The sequence below is a fragment of the Frigoribacterium sp. UYMn621 genome, assembly GCF_040549525.1.
Lineage (GTDB): Bacteria > Actinomycetota > Actinomycetes > Actinomycetales > Microbacteriaceae > Lacisediminihabitans.
This window is the reverse complement of the sequence record NZ_JBEPTM010000016.1, coordinates 17,386-33,402: the sequence shown is the minus strand read 5'-3', so window position 1 is coordinate 33,402 and position 16,017 is coordinate 17,386. Positions and strand designations below refer to the sequence as shown.

Sequence of the window (16,017 nt, the reverse complement as noted above, 5' to 3'; positions counted from 1 at the left end):
GCGGCTGTAGCGCTACCCGGTGTGGTGCTGGCTGCGGCGGAGGATGCAGCCCGTGAACTAAGCCGCTTCGATGCGGAGCTGGGGCACCGGGTCGCGGCGTTCGGCCCGGTGCTGCTGCGTAGCGAGGCGTCGGCGTCGTCGCAGATCGAACAGCTCACCGCGAGTGCCCGGGCGATCTTCACCGCGGAGCTGGGCGGACGCGGGACTACCAACGCCACCCTGATCGCCGCGAACACCGCTTCGCTCCAGGCGGCGATCGAAGCGGCGGACACGATTAGCCCGGACGCGATCCGGCAGATGCATACGGTCCTCATGGCCGAGCAGCCCCGACACACCCCAGGGCAATGGCGGACGGAGGCGGTGTGGATCGGCACGTCTTCGCAGTCCCCGATCGGCGCGGACTACGTCGCACCCCGGTGGGAGCGTGTGCCCGCACTGATCGACGACCTGGTGGCTTTCTCCCGCCGGGTCGAGGTCGCGCCTCTCGTGCTCACAGCGGTCGCGCATGCGCAGTTCGAGACGATCCACCCGTTTACCGACGGCAACGGGCGCACCGGGCGGGCGCTCGCCCAGGCGATCTTGCGCCACCGGGCCGTGACCCGGAACGTGGCCGTGCCGGTGTCGGCGGGTCTGCTGGCTGACATCGACGGTTACCACCACGCGTTGACCGCCTATCGCACTGGCGACTTGGAGCCGATCGTCGCCCGGTACGCCGAGGCCAGCGCCCGCGCCGTGGTCAACGCCCGCCAACTGGTCGCGGACATCGACCAGGTCCGCGTCGATTGGCAAGAGCGGGTGCGGGCCCGATCTGACAGCGGGGTGTGGCGCGTGTTGGAGGTCGTCGCCCGCACCCCGGTCGTTGACGCACCGTTGGTGGCCCGGGAACTCGGCATCCGGCCCCAGAACGCGTACCCGCTGCTGCGCGAGCTGACCGAGCAGGGTGTGCTCAGCGCGAAGTCGGAGTATCGACTCGGCACGTTCTGGCGCAGCGACGAGATCCTGAAGGCGGTCGATCGATTCGCGGAGCGCGCCGGACGCCGCCAGCGTGCCGAGTCCCGCCCGGTGCGACCAGAGCGGCCGGGGCCAGGACGCACGGTGCCGCCGTTTCGCCCAGCCGGGCCGCCGCAGCCGCGCCGAGAGCCTCCCGGCATCGGACTCTGAAGCCGACAGACCACCGCTGACCCGCAACACCCACCGAGACGCTACAGGCTGGAGCCGAGCTTGCGCACAGTGCTTGAATGCAGGCGCCGACGCTGCACCCTCGCCGGCCGAGGACGTTTCGGCCGCCACGATGGATTCGATGCGGAACCTCCTGGCTGAACGCTCTGACCGGCGCGCACGGCCGACTGTCGCGGACTCAACGTCCTCACATTGGCTATTTCACGGTTCCACAGATTCTGTAGGACCGTGTCCTGCGGCAGAAGCGCCGGTCCCGCAGAATATGGGGGCCGCGGCCTGATTTTGCGGTGCCGCCAAGTTCCGGGCCCGCAATGTTGCGCCTATCGAGAACCACGCGGTGGCTGATCTGTTGCAGCCTGGCCGGCGTGTTTCATCAAGCCTTCACATTCCCGCAGGCCGAACCTTCATGCGCCTTCCGCATGCTGGGGGGTAGTCATCAACGAGGTGCCGGACAGTCGGCATCAACGCACCCACCCATCAGCCAGAGCCCAACGAGTTGCGCGGCGACAACATGCTCCGCGGAATGAACCGTGACAGTTCATCGACCGCCCGAGCTACCACGACCAGTGGAATTTCGTGCCCCCCCATTCCGCTAAAGCAACTGCCGGACTCACCGGGTTCTGGGATCGTGTGGCGCCTAACGCTTAATGGCATTTGGACTGGCAGCCCATTCAGGGTGCCGTCAACAATGCCGCCTGCCGTGCCACTGCGGAGAGCCGAGACTTCGGCCCGCTGCTGGTCATAGTTGATCAGGTCGTTTCGCCGGCCGGGACTACGGCCGATCCGACCTCGGTCGTTAGCCACCTTCGCCCAGCAATCGCGGTTGCGGGATCTCGATACCGTGCGGGTGCCCGTCTCGCAACTGATCAACTTTGGCTTGCAGGCAGCGGATGGTCGAGCCGATCGAGAAGTACGTCGGATGGAGATCCGGTCAGGTACGAGCCGAGGACCAAACACGTCGAGAGAGCCTCTAACCACCCATTCCGGGCATCCCGTGGTCGGCGACCTGACGATCGAACCACGCGTGAATGGCCGATACGAGCGTTGGGTCTGTTGAAGAGTATGTGATCTGCGCCCCGCCATCGACTTCGGTGAAATCAACGCTCACCCGTGCTGCACCCGCGGAGAGTTCTTTCACGCCCGGCATATCCATACCGTGAATCATCGTCGGGTCAGAATAGTCACCCGCTCGGAAAAGCGCAGCTTCCTTACTTAGGTGCGAGCGAATGAGTTCTTCGTTTGCGCTGTCGGCTGGATCGTTCACCACTACCTTTTCCACGCCGCCGTTTGAGGACTTATCGAACCTATGGGTGGTCCGCGTTAAGTCGAACGGCATCACCTGGCTGGCCTTGTTGGTCATACTTTCCGCGGCGTGGGTTTGATTTTGGTTCGCCACCAAGATGAACGAACCTGAAACTGCTGCCGCGATTACAACGACTCCGCCAGCAGCCCAGAGTACTTTTCGAAACCTTGTCATCGCCCCTCAAATTCACTGTGTGTGCATGCATGTTATCCAGACAAGACTGCTACCTCTCTGTGAGTGTTGCCCCCGCTGACATTCGTGGGTGAGCCACCGCTCATCGGCGGTGAACGCGTTTCATCAAGGCTTCACACTTCCGGAGGTCGACGCTTCATGCGCGACCCGCACGCTGGTGTGTAGACATCAACTGGATGGCTGATCGTGAGAGGGACTGGGAAAGATGAAGTTCAATCGAAAGAGCATGACTCTTGGGCTGATGGGAATCGGAATTGTTGGAGCGCTCGTCGCTGGCGGCGTAGCCGCCGCTCAGGCGGCAACCGGCGACGGGACGACACCGCAGGCAATGTCGACCGCCTCGTCAAACGGTGGTGTCCACCAGTTCGGCCAAATCGTCGACATGCCGTTCGGCCAGCATTCGCCGATGACCGCGGCGTTGAGTTACCTCGGCCTGAGCCAGGCCGAGGTACAGGACCAGTTGCAGTCCGGCAAGTCGCTCGCGGATGTCGCCCGGATCAAGAGCAAGTCGGTCTCTGGTCTTGAAGACGCGATGATCGCGGCGATTAACGGCGATCTCGATTCCACGAGCACCCTGACAACTGATCAGAAGGCGGCAGTCGTGGAACAGATGAGGAGCCGAATCGACGCGATGGTGAACGCGATCCACTTGCCTGGTCAGGGGATGGGCTCAGGATCTGGCATAGGTATGGGAATGCACACGGGCACGGGGGCGTGGTCAGAAAGTGACCCAACCATGGGCTCGGGGATGGCGGCGACGCAGTGAAGGGCTACAGCCTGCGAAAGATATCCCTCATTGCCGCGACGATCGCGGGCGGGATTGTGGCCGTCGCGGGTGTGACGGGGCTGTCTGTCGGTGCGGTCACCGGTCTCAACATGGGCCAACCCCTTTCTTGGCCCGCGTCCGGGTCCTCATGCTCAGCTCCGCAGCTGGCGGGGACAGCGGTGAACGTGACCCTGTCGAATATGGGAGGCCCCATGATGGGCGGCGGTTCCGGCATGATGCCCGGTGGCGGCAGCGGGGGGATGGCGCGCGGAGCGATGCGCCTGAGCAGCGATCGAGCCATTGTCGGTCACGGGACTGTGTCCTTTCTCGTGACCAACAATGGCAGCGTCAGCCACGAGCTGGTCGTGCTGCCCTTGTCCGGTTCGCAGACAGTCGGCACCCGGCCGCTTTCTGGTGAAACCAAGGTTGAGGAGGCGGGCAGTGTCGGCGAGGCGTCTTCTACGTGCGGCGCCGGCGCCGGCGAGGGAATCGCTCCCGGCGCTTCAAGCTGGGTCACGCTGAAGCTAGCGCCGGGCCGCTACGAACTCGTCTGCAACCTCCCCGGTCACTATTCCGCAGGGATGTATACCGAGCTGACCGTGTCCTGAAATTAGCCCGGATGTCCGGGATCAATCACAAATGAAAACGAACTAAACCGAAGGAGCAGAAGAAATGATGTGGGGAAACGGATACACCATGGCGTGGGGGTGGCCCGTCGGGCTACTCATGCTCGCCGCAATCGTCTTGCTGGTGATCTGGGCCGTGCGAGCCTTTGCTGGCGGAACGGATCGCGGAGGTCAACGCGAAGACGCTGCGGTCGCCCCAGGGCAAGGAGAGTGGAGTCAAGCACGTCAGATCCTTGATGATCGCTTCGCGAAGGGCGAATTGGATGCAACGGAATACCGGGAACGGGTGAAAGTACTCGAAGATAAGGCCCGATGAGAGTTCTCCCTCAACGGGTTCCTTGGGCCCGGCACAGCGTCAGTGCCGCCCGGCGGTCCCGGCACCGCCGGGCTTGTCGTTGCGGCCATAATCAGGGGAAAGGGGTGAGCCATGCAGAAGGTCCTGGTCGTTGACGACGAGCCGCAGATCCGGACAGTCCTTCGCGGCTACCTGGAGGCGGAAGGTTACGACGTGGCGGAGGCCGCGGACGGCGCTGAGGCGCTTGCGGCACTCCGCGAAGATCCTCCGGCCCTCGTGCTTTTGGACGTGATGCTTCCGGGGATCGACGGACTCGAAGTCCTCCGGCAGTTGCGCGGCTTCAGCGACGCGTATGTGATCCTCGTCACAGCGAGGGCGGAGGAGGTCGACAAGCTCGTGGGACTCGGGGTGGGTGCGGACGACTATGTGACCAAGCCGTTCAGCCCGCGCGAGGTCACGGCCCGAGTGAAGGCAATGCTGCGCCGTGACAATCGGGGCGACCGGACCGACGCAGACCCCCTGCTTCGCTTCGACGGTTTGTCGGTCAACCCGGCCCACCGTGAAGTCGAGGCGAATGGAACATCAGTGGTGTTGTCGAGCTTAGAGTTTGACCTTCTCACCGCACTCGCCGCCGAGCCCGGACGGGTGTTTTCACGGGCACAACTGCTTGAGAAAGTCTGGGGCTACGACTTCTATGGCGACGAGCGCGTCGTCGATGTCCACATCCGCAGTCTGCGTGCACGCCTCGGTGACGACGCTGGCGATCCACACCTGATCGCCACCGTGCGCGGAGTGGGCTACAAATTCGTGGGCCGGCCCAGATGAAGATGCGCCTATCGCTGCGGCTGTTCATCTCCTACGCCACTGTTGCCGTGGTCGGCGGCGGCGTCGCCTATCTGACGGTCTCGCTGCTTGCCCCATACCTGTTCGAAGAACGGTTGGGGATGATGATGAACAGTGGGGGAACCGGCATGTCCATGGGGAACATGGACGCGGCAAGCGTGCGCTCAGCATTCCTGTCTGCGCTCACTACCTCGCTCATCGTCGGGGTGCTGGCCAGCGTCGTCGCCGCCGGTTTCGTTGCGGCGGCAGTCACCGGTCGTCTGCTGCGCCCCCTCAACGCGGTGCGGGCAGCAACGAAGCTGATCGCTGCGGGAAAGTACGGAGGCAGGGTTCCCGTCCCCTCCGAGCCGGAACTTGCAGCGCTGGCCACCGACGTCAACACACTCGCCCAGGCCTTGGCCGACACGGAGTCCCGGCGAACACGGCTGCTCGGGGAGGTTGCGCACGAGATGCGAACCCCGCTGACCGTCCTCGACGGCTACGTCGAAGGCTTGATTGATGGCGTGTTCACCCCCAACCCCGACACGTTCGCCTCCCTCAGTGAGGAACTGCGCCGCCTGCACCGGCTCTCCGACGACCTCTCCAGCTTGTCGCGCGCCCAAGAGCAGCGACTTGACCTGCATCCAGTCAATGCAGACCTGGCGGACCTCGCTCGCCGCGCGGCTGCGCGCCTCTCACCCCAATTCGACGATTCGGACGTCACGCTGAACATTGACGCCGACACAACCCTCCCCGTGCATGTGGATCCTGACCGGATCACCCAAGTTCTCACCAACCTGCTCGGGAACGCCCTGCACGCCACTCCCGCCGGCGGGACCGTTACCATCACCGCGCGTGGCGCCGGTGGCCGTGCTGAAGTCGTCGTGACCGACACCGGAGTGGGCCTTGCCGAGGAAGACACGGAGCGTGTATTCGAGCGGTTCTACCGCGTGCCAAGCCAGGCCCGCCGGTCAGCAGGATCGGGTATCGGCCTGACGATCGCTCGAGAAATCGCACGCGCGAACGGTGGGGACGTGACTGCGTCGTCGGCCGGACGCGCAAAGGGAGCCACCTTCGAGCTGGAGCTGCCCATGCGTTCACGTGACCGTTCAAGCTGAAAGGAAGACGACCGCACGGTCGCCGGAGGTTTTCACGAAGAGCCGGGCAACCAGTTCACGTCCGGACGAAGTCGCGCCAGATTCTGCCGACGTCAGCAGCAGTTTCCGGGGCGCGCTTCTGACTGTCTGACGGCACGCTTCGCACGTCAATTACACCTACTCGCGCAATCGCCTCGAGACCCTGACCCACAGATGGAACACCCGCGAATCCAGGTCTTCGGCTGTTTGGTGCGTACGACCGCGAGCAACTGGTCGGGGCGACCCTCGTCGCACATCGTGAGTGGAAGTTGCATCCATAATCGCGTGCGATGATGACGGTGCCATCGCCATCGCCATCGCAAGTCGAAAGAACATCGCCGTCTATTGGTGATCGCCACCAGCGGCAACGTCCGCGTGTCCGGGTGGTATCACGCGTACCGATCGGTCAACGCGGCGCGCAAGCGGGCGAACAGACTGAGCATCGCCCACGATCTCACGACGGCGCGCGCAGGGCATGCGCCCACGTGCGAGTGGCCTCGAACGGAGCGCCAGCTAGAGAGCCAGCTTGCCCGGTGGTTCGACCGGTACCTCAGGAACGGCCGCCGCACCCGGGTCCTCGTCCGGACTCCACGGCTGCGGCATCCCGATCGGATTCGGGTACGGAAAGAACCTGCCGCACGCGTGCGCGATCGGTGCGATCAGGCGCGCGCTCTGGGCGAGATCGTCGCCGAGCGCACGCCAGGGGCGCTCCGCGAGCCGGTTGGTGACGTGTTCGGCGTTGTCCACAGCGGCCGACCCAGCCGCGGTGATCTCATGGCTCGCGGTCAGTAACCCGCGGGCCATGAGATCCTCGACCTGCGCATCCCATTCGGCGTCACTCCAACCGCGGGCTCGCCTCATCGTCGCCGCATCGACGTCGACGGCACTGCGCAGCACGATTGATGCCAGCCCGGCGATGCCTTCACCCAGCAGAGCGGCGACGTGCCCATCGCCGCGATGCTCGCGCAGAATCGTCGCCGCACGCCAGAGTTGGCGGTACGGGTCCGACTCCTCGGGCGTGGCCCGGTTCGCGGCGGCAAGCGGTCGACCCGCAACATCAATCATGTGAGCGACCGGCGTGAGAGCGGCCGCGGCTTCAGCGACGAGCGTTTCGTCGGCGACGACCGAGCGGAGGGCGGCTGCGGCGCCGCGGGAACGCGCATCCAACACCCGTTCGACGGATGCGACGGACCAGACCGCCGGCAGCGCGCGACCGACCAGAGAAGGGGAGAAGCCATTGAAGATGGCCACGACCGGTGCGGCCGGCACGGTCCCGAGTGGTGCGGCACGGCCAGCGAAGTAGCCATCCCAGTAGCGGGTGAGCCCGATGGCGGCGAACTCCTCGCGAGCCTCCTGCGCGAAGTAACTCACCGCGTGGATCGGCTCGAAGAGCGTCCAAAGTGCGCGAACGACGTGCTCTCGTGCTGTCATCGTGCCTCCTCCTTGTGGCCAAACACGACACTACGCCGTCGGTTGCGGCGAGACTGCGCACGGGCGGGCCGCGAATCTTCTGCGCCGACCGCTGATGCGCGGGGCCCTCGGCGCGCGGCAATTGGTCCCCGATGAGGTCCCGCTTATGACGTTTCACCTCGGTTGGTCGGGCCGTGGCCCGGGGCTCCCACATGATGGCCTGGGCTGGGAAGATGGTGGCATGGCAGACATGCGGCGAAACGCTCCGGAATCGGCTCTGGGTTTACCTAGGATTCAGATGAAGCCGGGGATGGCGGATGAGCTGATGCGGGAACTTGCTCCGTTGCTGGCAGAGGACGGTGTCGAGATCAATGACGTGACCGATATGGATGCTCTCAACCGGGCGCTTTCGAAGGCGGTCGAACGGCGGAACAGGGAATTATTCACTCCGGTTGGCGCCCGCCGGGATCAGGCGATCGCCCTACTGATGCTGGTCGTGGCCGCCATTGCGGACGATGACACAAAGCGTGCGGGAATTCTCCTTGAGCGGGCGCAGCCGGAGTCACCCGACGGTTCTGTTCCGGAAGTCTCCAGCTGTATCGGGCTCGCGTTGGGCCTCCTCGACAGTTGGCTCACCGGCCGGGACGCGCGCGCACCGGTGACACTGGCTCAGGTCATCCGCCTGCCGGCCGGGCATTGGTTCGGGAAACGCGCTGCGGTCAACGTTCTCGCCCTGGCTCGTAAAGGCCGCGCGTTCCAGTCCCTGGGTTCCCTGATCACCGGGCAGGGAGGCCCTCAGCTCCTCGCCGGCTCGTGCCTCGCGTTGGCTGCTGCAGTCCTGGTCTGGTCACGCACCGAGGGGACAACAGTGGGAGAACTCCTTCCCGTCGTCATCCGCTAAACGGCTGCCCCCTCGGCTATTGGCCAAGTCGAGTCCGCTCCGAAGCCAACTGCGCGAGCGCACGGGCGGCGGGCTTGGGGGTGATCGGTCAAACGCCGCACCGATGTCGTCGGGGTCTTCCCCACCCTCGCCGCGCTGCAGAGGCTCGCCGGGGCGCTGCTGCTCGAGCAACACGACTGTGGGAAGCCGAAGACCTCTACAATGCAGTGATCGATCGACTCGAGATGGTGGCCTTCAGCATCACGACCAGATACCAGCGCAGCACAACGCGGATCGCGGTCTGGCTCTCCGTCATTTTCGGTGCCGTCACAACCGGATCGTTGGCGGGGCTCATCACCCCGTGGTAATACAAGAAGGATCTCGCCGCGGTCCTCCGCTGGACCACCGGGGTTACGGCTGCCACCGCGGTTGTGATCGCCCTGTTGCTCTACCCGCGCACACGCTGAAATGTTTGAATCGCGTCACCCGACTTCCGATGGAGAGCATCACCATGCTTTCAGTGGGCAGATGCCACTGGTCTGCGGCGCGGAAATCTAGGCGACCGGGAATGGGCAATGTTGCGGCCATGCCAAATTGGCACCACCGTCAGACGCGAGGGTCTCATTCGCTTCTGATCAACGAACGTCACGGAACGTGACGATCTGCAATCCGGAGCGAGATTCGACTGTCGTTTGTGTCCGTAGTTCGTCGGAGTGTTGCGAACTAAGGAGGTGAACAACATTTGTCTCGTAGTCTTGCCACCCCCAGTGCGCCTCAGAACATCGATTCGGTCCGTTCTGGACTAGAGGTGTGTGCGCACCTCAGTGGCGAAGCGGGGCACGCCGGCGTCTGCGAGTCTGACGAGCAGGTCGTTCATCGAGATCTCGGGGCGTGAATAGTCGGTGACGAGTTGTCGGATCGTTCCGGCGGTGAGGCCTGGGAAGAGGTCGAGTTGGTCGAGGAGGAAGTCGTCGGGGTGAACGATCTCGATGTCGTAGTCGGCCACGCTCGCTGCGGGGAAGTCCTTGAGGTTGAAGGTGACGAGTACCTCCGCGTTCGCGCGGACGGCGGCCGCAAGAACGTGTCGGTCTTTCGGATCGCACGTCATCGTGGCGACCAGATGTTCGTATCCGGTGACCGTGGCGTCGGGAAACGAGTGGATCATGGCGGCGATGCGGCGTTCAACCCGGCCGCTGTCGATCCCATACGCTTTCAGGTTGCGTCGTAGTTCTTCGAGTACGTCTGCCGACCAGAGTGGTCGAAATGCGCTCCGCTCAGCAAGTGCCAGGAAGACATCGTTGAGGTGGAAGCCGAAGAGCGCGTTCGTGTCGAAGAATGCCGGGAAGGTCGCCAATCAGCTCTCCATCTCGGCGATGCGTTTGAGGTTCGGTACACCGGTGGGCTGAGACTCGGCAATGCCGTCCCGTGCGAGTTCGCCGAGGGTTGCGCGCCGTTCTGAGCGGGCTCGCTCCTGGTAGGCGACCACGTCGCGGAGGGTAACGCGTCGATGGCGCCCCACAGTCTCGAAGGGCATCTCGCCGGCCTCCAGCAGCTTCACGAGTGTCGGGCGGGACATGCCAAGAAAGTCCGCCACCTCCTGGGTAGTGAGCTTCGCGGCGTTCGGCATGATCGTCACGCCGTCGCCCAGTGCCAGGTGACGAGCTGCGACCTCCAACACCTCGAAAAGCTCGGAAGGAATGATGTGCTGGACGCCATCCGGGCCGACCAACATCGCCTGACCGGACTGCCGAGCAGAGACGTCGATGCCGTTGATGGCGTGCGCGAACTCGAGAAGCTCGCGAGCCTGCTCGGGGAGATAGGTGCGCGCTTCGCGATTGCGATTCTGGGGGATGGCGGCTGTAGTCACAATTTGAGTCTATTCGAAATATCCGAAAAGGTATAGGCCTAGTAAACGGATCCCTCCGGCTCGATCGCCTTTCAGCGGACGGGTCTTGCCTCGTTAGCTTCGCTGCTCATCCCCAGCGTTCTTGCGATAGCACCGAGGTCCTCCCCGCCAGACGGCCGTCAGTTCTGGCGGCGTAGTGCGCGGGACAAAATTGAGGACAAAATATCCCGTTTCAGTACCAGAAACAGCCGGTATCGTTCCGCAGCCAGTGCTAACCTGTGACTGTATTTAGTCGCCGGAAAGCTTGATTTTCCGGGGTTTACGCGGACGTGGCAGGCTCGAACGCTCCAGACGAAAACGCGGTGAAAAGCCGTTCTTTTGTTCTTGGTTCGAGTCCAGGTACCCCAGCTTTAGCAGGTCATTTCAGCCCCGGTTCTCCGGGGCTTTTTTGGTTTGACCGCCCCTCAATCGTCGATGGTTCGCCGTTCAGCAGGCTCGGCGTCCGTATCTATGTCACCGCCGCGCTTTCCGTCTTTTCGGGGACCGCGCGCATGTGCCGGACGTTGATCTCGGTGAGTGCGAGCGCTGTGGCGATGACCGCGGTCGAGCAAGCGACCACGACTTCGGCATCGACGTAGTTCGAGAGGGGCGCCAATCCCCAGGGCAGAAGGATGCCAGCTGGACCCCAGAGCGTGACCTGGCGCCAGGGTGCGCCATAGCGCAGCGACTCGGCCGCGCTCGCGAGGAAGAAGAGACTGATGCCGGCGCTGAGGCTGATCACGGCTCCGGTGGGCAGATGGTGTCCGGCCTCGGCCACGGCTGTGCCGAGTGCCGTGGCAAACAGGGTGACGCCGGCCACGAGGAGAAATGGGAGATACATCACCGTGTCCCGCAGCCCGGTGATGCTCCCGCGCTGGAGCAGGCCTCGCAGACCGCGCTCAACGGCCGAGGTGGCATGGCCGAAGTAGATCCAGGCCAGCAGGGAGACCGACGCGAACCCCAGGACGGCCGCTACGCCCGACAACACGCTCCAGTGTCCATCCAGCTCCGAGATGATGGTCAGGATCGACTCACCGAAGACGATCACCACCAGCAGGCCGACGCGTTCGACCAGGTGATCGATGTCGAGAGCCGTTCGCAGCCACTCTTGCTGCCCGCCGAGAAAGCTCAGCAGCGCGATCTCGATGGCCACGGCGATCGCCCACAGGACGAACTGCCACGGTGGGGCGACCCAGATCGAGACGAGCCACAGGGAGGCGGGAACCACGCTGTAGAGCACCGGCCGCCACCACGGAACGCCGATAGTCCGGCGCTTCGAGAACCAGGGCTGCACCCAGACCAGCCGGATCACGGCATTGCCCACCGCAAAGGCGGCGGCGCGATCGCCGAGCGCCTCAGGCACGGCCGCCGCCATCACGCCGATCGCGATCATGGCGATCGTGACCGCAGCCCAGGTGGAACGGGTGATGCGCGCACCGAACAGGTTCATCGTGACCGTCGCGTTCACCCAGGCCCACCAGGCCGCGCCCAGAAACGCGACGAACACGAGTGCATCCATCCATCCGGGATCGCCGTGCATGACCTGGGCGATCTGGCCGATGTAGACCACCATCACCAGGTCGAAGAAGAGTTCGAGCCAGTGCACCCGGCGACCCGGGCGGACGACCGTCGGTGTCAGGGACATCGCACGCACCTCCTGATAGACATCACCGCATTATCATCACGCACGGGCGGAGACCTGTGCGCACATTGCGGGAAACCGCCGCGCGGTGGCCTTCAGCGGGGGTCGCCCGCGAACGTCCCAGACCGGGCCGCGGCATCCTCACGCTCAGGTCCGGGAACGCCACGCCGCCCTGGCTGCCGGCCTCCGCCGCGTGAGTGCGCGGGCGCGCCGAAGCACTTCGGCGGAGCGTGTGGCGATCACGCGAGACTCCTCGCGTCCGAACCCGTTTTTTTCGACGGCCGCAGACAAGGCGTCGAGCTGCGTCTCGACCGCCGTCGCGATGTCGCGTTCCGGATGCACCACCAGCAGGTCGTCGAGCAGGTCCAGCATGCGCTTCACCACGGGGAAGTCCGCCGCGCCATAGCGGCGCATCTGCCCGAGCGTGCCCTCGATGGTCTGCGCACGGGAACGGGCGTGCGTGAGCACGCGCAACGCGCCATCCTCGCCGGCCAGCGCAGGTGGCGGCTGCGGCATCGCGAGGCAATCCGACAGCAAGGCGGCGAGGTGAGCGAGGGCGTGCAGCGCGGTCGTCGGATCGTTGATACCCGGGGACAGGGCGCGTACTCCGATGTCGACGATCTGCTGGACGCCGTAGTCGGCGTCCTGTGCCGAGGTGCGCTCATAGTCGATGCTGAACGCACCGCGCAGTTCGTCTTCGATGGCCTCATCGTGACCGGACGATTGTCGCGTCCGCCGGTACCGCAGCAGCGCGCTCCCCGAGATGCTGCTCTCGCCGATGAGTTTCAGCTCCTCAACCACCAGCCCGTGCCGCTCGGCGATCGCCACCACGGCGCTCCGGTCGTATCGGGTGATGAAGCCGCTCGACCGGGCCGCCACCGGCTGGTTCGGGGCTTGCCGGAACACAGTCCCGCGAAAGGCGTTGTACTCCTCGTTCGCCTCGCTCACCAGGGCGATCGTGCGGTCCGTCTCGGCATGGATGTCCTTGAGCATCGTCTCGACCCTCAGCTGCCGGGCGAGATGGGCGAGGAAGAACACGAGCATGAGCACGCTCGCGAGCGTGAGCATCAGGGCGAGCGTGACGGCCAGACGCGGAACGATCGCGGCACTGTCGAGGGACGGATCGCGGATGGTTCGCAGCGTCATGATGGTGAACGCGAATGTTCCCAGGAAGAGGGCGAGGGTGCCGTGCACGACGCTGTCCTGCGCGAATAGCCTCAGCACACGCGGGGACGCCTGGCTGCTCGCCAACTGCAGCGAGACCACCGTGAGGGAGAAGGTGAGGGAGGTGGCGGTGATGAGCGAACCCGCGATCGACGACAACACCGATCGAGCCGACTGGGCGCCACCGTTGAATACCACCGCGTCGATCCCCTCCGGAAGCACGCTGTCGACCGAGCGATCGAGCCAGGGGAGCAGCAGGCCGATGCCCACCGCGGCGACGATGGCTATCACGGGTATCGGCCACAGGCTCGACCTGATCGATTCGAGGAGCCGCGCGAACGGGAGCCGGATGCGGCGTGGCCTCATCCGCTCGTCCGCCTGCTCATTCGCCGGTCAGGTCATCGGCGCCTGCGAAGCCGTCGAAGTCGATGAGGGCGCGCTCGACCAGCCCGCGCCAGTCCGACGACCGGTCGTCGCTCTCTGCTGCGCGAGGGGAAGTTCGGTTGGCGATGAGTTGGTAGAGCGGCGCCTCGGCGTCACCCGCCTGCGTCGAAGGACTTTCGGCGAAGGTGGCGACGTAGACGCCCGAGGGGGCGAAGATGTTCCACTCCGCGTCCTCGGGGGTGTATCGAACCATCGCCCGGCGGCCGTTCTGTTCGTACTCGATGTCGTCGTGCCCAGCTGCATCCATAGATCGACCTTATCGAGAGGCAGGGCGGAGGCGCAGGGCCTCTCGGCGGCGTTTCGGTACTTCTCTGCTGACAGACCCCTTCTGATGTGGTCCCGTCTGTCCGCCCATGTCTCCGGTCGAGGTTCAAGGACGCCGACATCCGCGCCGCCGATTATCGGACGAGCGCTGGCGGCCGCGCGAGGCGAGAGCGCCGACCGGGCGACGCGAGCTCAGGCCGCGTCGGCCAGCATGATCGCCTGCTCGCCGGCGACCCACGCCAGCATCGCGCACTTCACCCGCGCGACGTACTTCGACACCCCGCCGAGAGCGACCGCGTCACCGAGAAGCTCTTCATCGGGTTCGATCTCGCCGCGCGAGCGCATCGCGACCCGGAAGAGTTCGATGCGGTCTTTCAGCTCCGCTGTCGTCAGCCCCGGCCCGAGGTCGGAGAAGAGCGACGCAGAGGCCTGGGAGATGGCGCAACCGTGACCCTCCCACCGGATGGCGCGGACGCGATCCGTGCCCGGTTCGAGGTGCAGCTGCAGGGTGATCTCGTCGCCACAGGTCGGGTTGACCTGATGGGACTCGGCCGTCGCGTCATCCTCGAGGCCGCGACCGTGCGGGCGGCGTGAGAGATCGAGGATGACCTCCTGGTAGAGGGATTCCATGGCTGAACTCATGCGGAGACTCCGAAGAAGGTGATAGCGGCCGAGAGCGCGTCGAGAAACTCGTCGACCTCGTCCTCGGTTGTATAGAGGTAGGCGCTCGCGCGGGTGGAGGACGTCATCCCTAGCCGACGGTGAAGCGGTTGGGCGCAGTGGTGGCCGACGCGGACCGCGATGCCGCGGTCGTCCAGGAATTGGCCGATGTCGTGGGAATGCACGCCGGTGACGTCGAAACTGGCGAGTCCCACCCGCTCTCGCCCCACGCCGGGGCCGAGCACAGTCACGCCCGGGATCGCGGCGAGTCCGGTGACCAGGCGCTGTCCGAGCGCGGTTTCGTGCGCGGCGATCCGGTCGATCCCGACCCGCTCGAGGTAGTCGACGGCGCTCGCCAGAGCGATGGCTTGCGAGACCCGCTGGGTGCCCGCCTCGAAACGGTGCGGCGAGGGCAGGTACTCGGCGCTCTCCATCGTGACGGTGGTGATCATCGACCCTCCGGTGAGGAAGGGCGGAAGCGCGTTCAGCAGCTCGCTGCGGCCGAACAGCACACCGATACCGGTGGGCCCGAGCATCTTGTGGCCCGAGAATGCCGCGAAATCCACACCGAGCGCGCTCAGGTCGAGGGGCAGGTGCGGCGCGGACTGGCAGGCGTCGAGCACGGTCAGCGCTCCCACCGAGCGGGCGAGAGCGACGAGCTCCGCCACCGGGTTGATGACGCCCAGCACGTTGGAGACGTGGGTGAAGGCGAGCACTCGGGTGCGCGAGTTGACGAGCCGAGCCGCCTCATCCATCCGCAGTGTGCCGTCATCGGCCACGGGGATGAAGCGCAGTACGGCGCCCGTGCGCGCCGCGAGTTCCTGCCACGGGATGAGGTTGGCGTGGTGTTCCATCTCGGTCACGAGGATCTCGTCACCGGGCGTCAGGCGGAAGCGCTCGGCATCAACTCCACCGCGGCCGGCGGTGGCATTGCCGATCGCGTACGCGACGAGATTCAGTGCCTCGGTGGCATTGGAGGTCCAGACGATCTCGTCTTCGGCCGCACCGACGAAGCGGGCTACCGTGGCACGGGCGTCCTCGAATCGCTCCGTCGCCAGCGCGGCGAGAGTGTGCGCGCCTCGGTGCACAGCCGAGTTCTCATTCTCGTAATACTCGCGCTCCGCCGCGATGACGGCACGCGGATTCTGCGACGTCGCGCCGGAGTCGAGGTATACGAGGCGACGCCCGTTGACCTCGCGGTCGAGGAGCGGGAAGTCGGCCCGGATGGCGCTGATCTCAGCGGGGGCGAGGATGTGCGGTGATGCGGGCGCGGTGACGGTGGGCATGGTGGACGGCCTCAGATTTCTCTACCCTCCCATGCTAACCGCGCGTCCCGGGCGATCGGATGC

General features: G+C 65.2%; 17 protein-coding genes. 7 read left to right on the top strand and 10 right to left on the bottom strand.

Going from position 1 to position 16,017, the window contains the following annotated elements; translation table 11 throughout:
• A partial coding sequence (locus ABIB54_RS16275) for a Fic family protein (protein WP_354576574.1) occupies positions 1-1,161 on the top strand: 1,161 nt, incomplete at its 5' end.
• 988 nt (positions 1,162-2,149) lie between these two features.
• On the opposite strand, the gene ABIB54_RS16270 is transcribed toward ABIB54_RS16275, so the two are convergent.
• The gene (locus ABIB54_RS16270) at positions 2,150-2,539 is read right to left on the bottom strand and encodes a hypothetical protein (RefSeq protein ID WP_354576573.1); all 390 of its coding nucleotides are present in this window, start codon (positions 2,537-2,539) and stop codon (positions 2,150-2,152) included.
• Between the two features lie 340 nt (positions 2,540-2,879).
• Here ABIB54_RS16270 and ABIB54_RS16265 point away from each other — a divergent pair, with 340 nt between their 5' ends.
• From ABIB54_RS16265 to ABIB54_RS16245, 5 genes are all read left to right on the top strand, one after another.
• Positions 2,880-3,440: a hypothetical protein gene (locus ABIB54_RS16265; RefSeq protein WP_354576572.1), complete on the top strand. Its 561-nt coding sequence runs from the start codon at positions 2,880-2,882 to the stop codon at positions 3,438-3,440.
• Positions 3,437-4,048, top strand: coding sequence for a sulfocyanin-like copper-binding protein (locus ABIB54_RS16260; protein ID WP_354576571.1), 612 nt, complete (start codon positions 3,437-3,439; stop codon positions 4,046-4,048). Before ABIB54_RS16265 ends, ABIB54_RS16260 begins: the two co-directional genes overlap by 4 nt.
• Before the next feature lie 64 nt (positions 4,049-4,112).
• Positions 4,113-4,382, top strand: a complete 270-nt coding sequence (locus tag ABIB54_RS16255) for an SHOCT domain-containing protein (RefSeq protein WP_354576570.1) — start codon at positions 4,113-4,115, stop codon at positions 4,380-4,382.
• 111 nt (positions 4,383-4,493) lie between these two features.
• Positions 4,494-5,186 (top strand): response regulator, encoded by a 693-nt coding sequence (locus ABIB54_RS16250; RefSeq protein ID WP_354576569.1) that lies wholly within the window; start codon positions 4,494-4,496, stop codon positions 5,184-5,186.
• The gene (locus ABIB54_RS16245; RefSeq protein ID WP_354576568.1) at positions 5,183-6,301 is read left to right on the top strand and encodes a sensor histidine kinase; all 1,119 of its coding nucleotides are present in this window, start codon (positions 5,183-5,185) and stop codon (positions 6,299-6,301) included. The genes ABIB54_RS16250 and ABIB54_RS16245 overlap by 4 nt, the downstream gene beginning before the upstream one ends.
• 531 nt (positions 6,302-6,832) lie before the next feature.
• Here ABIB54_RS16245 and ABIB54_RS16240 read toward each other — a convergent pair.
• Positions 6,833-7,750: an SCO6745 family protein gene (locus tag ABIB54_RS16240; RefSeq protein WP_354576567.1), complete on the bottom strand. Its 918-nt coding sequence runs from the start codon at positions 7,748-7,750 to the stop codon at positions 6,833-6,835.
• Between the two features lie 145 nt (positions 7,751-7,895).
• Here ABIB54_RS16240 and ABIB54_RS16235 point away from each other — a divergent pair, with 145 nt between their 5' ends.
• The gene (locus ABIB54_RS16235; protein WP_354576566.1) at positions 7,896-8,630 is read left to right on the top strand and encodes a hypothetical protein; all 735 of its coding nucleotides are present in this window, start codon (positions 7,896-7,898) and stop codon (positions 8,628-8,630) included.
• 196 nt (positions 8,631-8,826) lie between these two features.
• On the opposite strand, the gene ABIB54_RS16225 is transcribed toward ABIB54_RS16235, so the two are convergent.
• The 8 genes from ABIB54_RS16225 to ABIB54_RS16190 all read right to left on the bottom strand — a co-directional run bounded on the left by ABIB54_RS16225 (position 8,827) and on the right by ABIB54_RS16190 (position 15,954).
• Positions 8,827-8,964 carry a hypothetical protein gene (locus ABIB54_RS16225; RefSeq protein ID WP_354576565.1) on the bottom strand — a complete coding sequence of 46 codons (138 nt, stop codon included), beginning with the start codon at positions 8,962-8,964 and terminating at the stop codon, positions 8,827-8,829.
• Between the two features lie 447 nt (positions 8,965-9,411).
• Complete coding sequence (locus ABIB54_RS16220; protein ID WP_354576564.1) at positions 9,412-9,963, bottom strand: PIN domain-containing protein; 552 nt, start codon at positions 9,961-9,963, stop codon at positions 9,412-9,414.
• Entirely contained in the window at positions 9,964-10,476 is a 513-nt protein-coding gene (locus ABIB54_RS16215) for a helix-turn-helix domain-containing protein (RefSeq protein WP_354576563.1), read from the bottom strand.
• Positions 10,477-10,963: 487 nt separating this feature from the next.
• The gene (locus ABIB54_RS16210; protein WP_354576562.1) at positions 10,964-12,139 is read right to left on the bottom strand and encodes a low temperature requirement protein A; all 1,176 of its coding nucleotides are present in this window, start codon (positions 12,137-12,139) and stop codon (positions 10,964-10,966) included.
• Between the two features lie 144 nt (positions 12,140-12,283).
• Complete coding sequence (locus ABIB54_RS16205; protein ID WP_354576561.1) at positions 12,284-13,666, bottom strand: DUF2254 domain-containing protein; 1,383 nt, start codon at positions 13,664-13,666, stop codon at positions 12,284-12,286.
• A gap of 16 nt (positions 13,667-13,682) precedes the next feature.
• Positions 13,683-13,991: a hypothetical protein gene (locus ABIB54_RS16200; RefSeq protein WP_354576560.1), complete on the bottom strand. Its 309-nt coding sequence runs from the start codon at positions 13,989-13,991 to the stop codon at positions 13,683-13,685.
• Between the two features lie 209 nt (positions 13,992-14,200).
• Positions 14,201-14,650, bottom strand: coding sequence for a Fe-S cluster assembly sulfur transfer protein SufU (sufU, locus tag ABIB54_RS16195; RefSeq protein ID WP_354576559.1), 450 nt, complete (start codon positions 14,648-14,650; stop codon positions 14,201-14,203).
• On the bottom strand, positions 14,647-15,954 hold the full coding sequence (locus tag ABIB54_RS16190; RefSeq protein ID WP_354576558.1) for an aminotransferase class V-fold PLP-dependent enzyme: 1,308 nt from the start codon (positions 15,952-15,954) through the stop codon (positions 14,647-14,649). The genes sufU and ABIB54_RS16190 overlap by 4 nt, the downstream gene beginning before the upstream one ends.
• Positions 15,955-16,017: the final 63 nt, after the last annotated feature.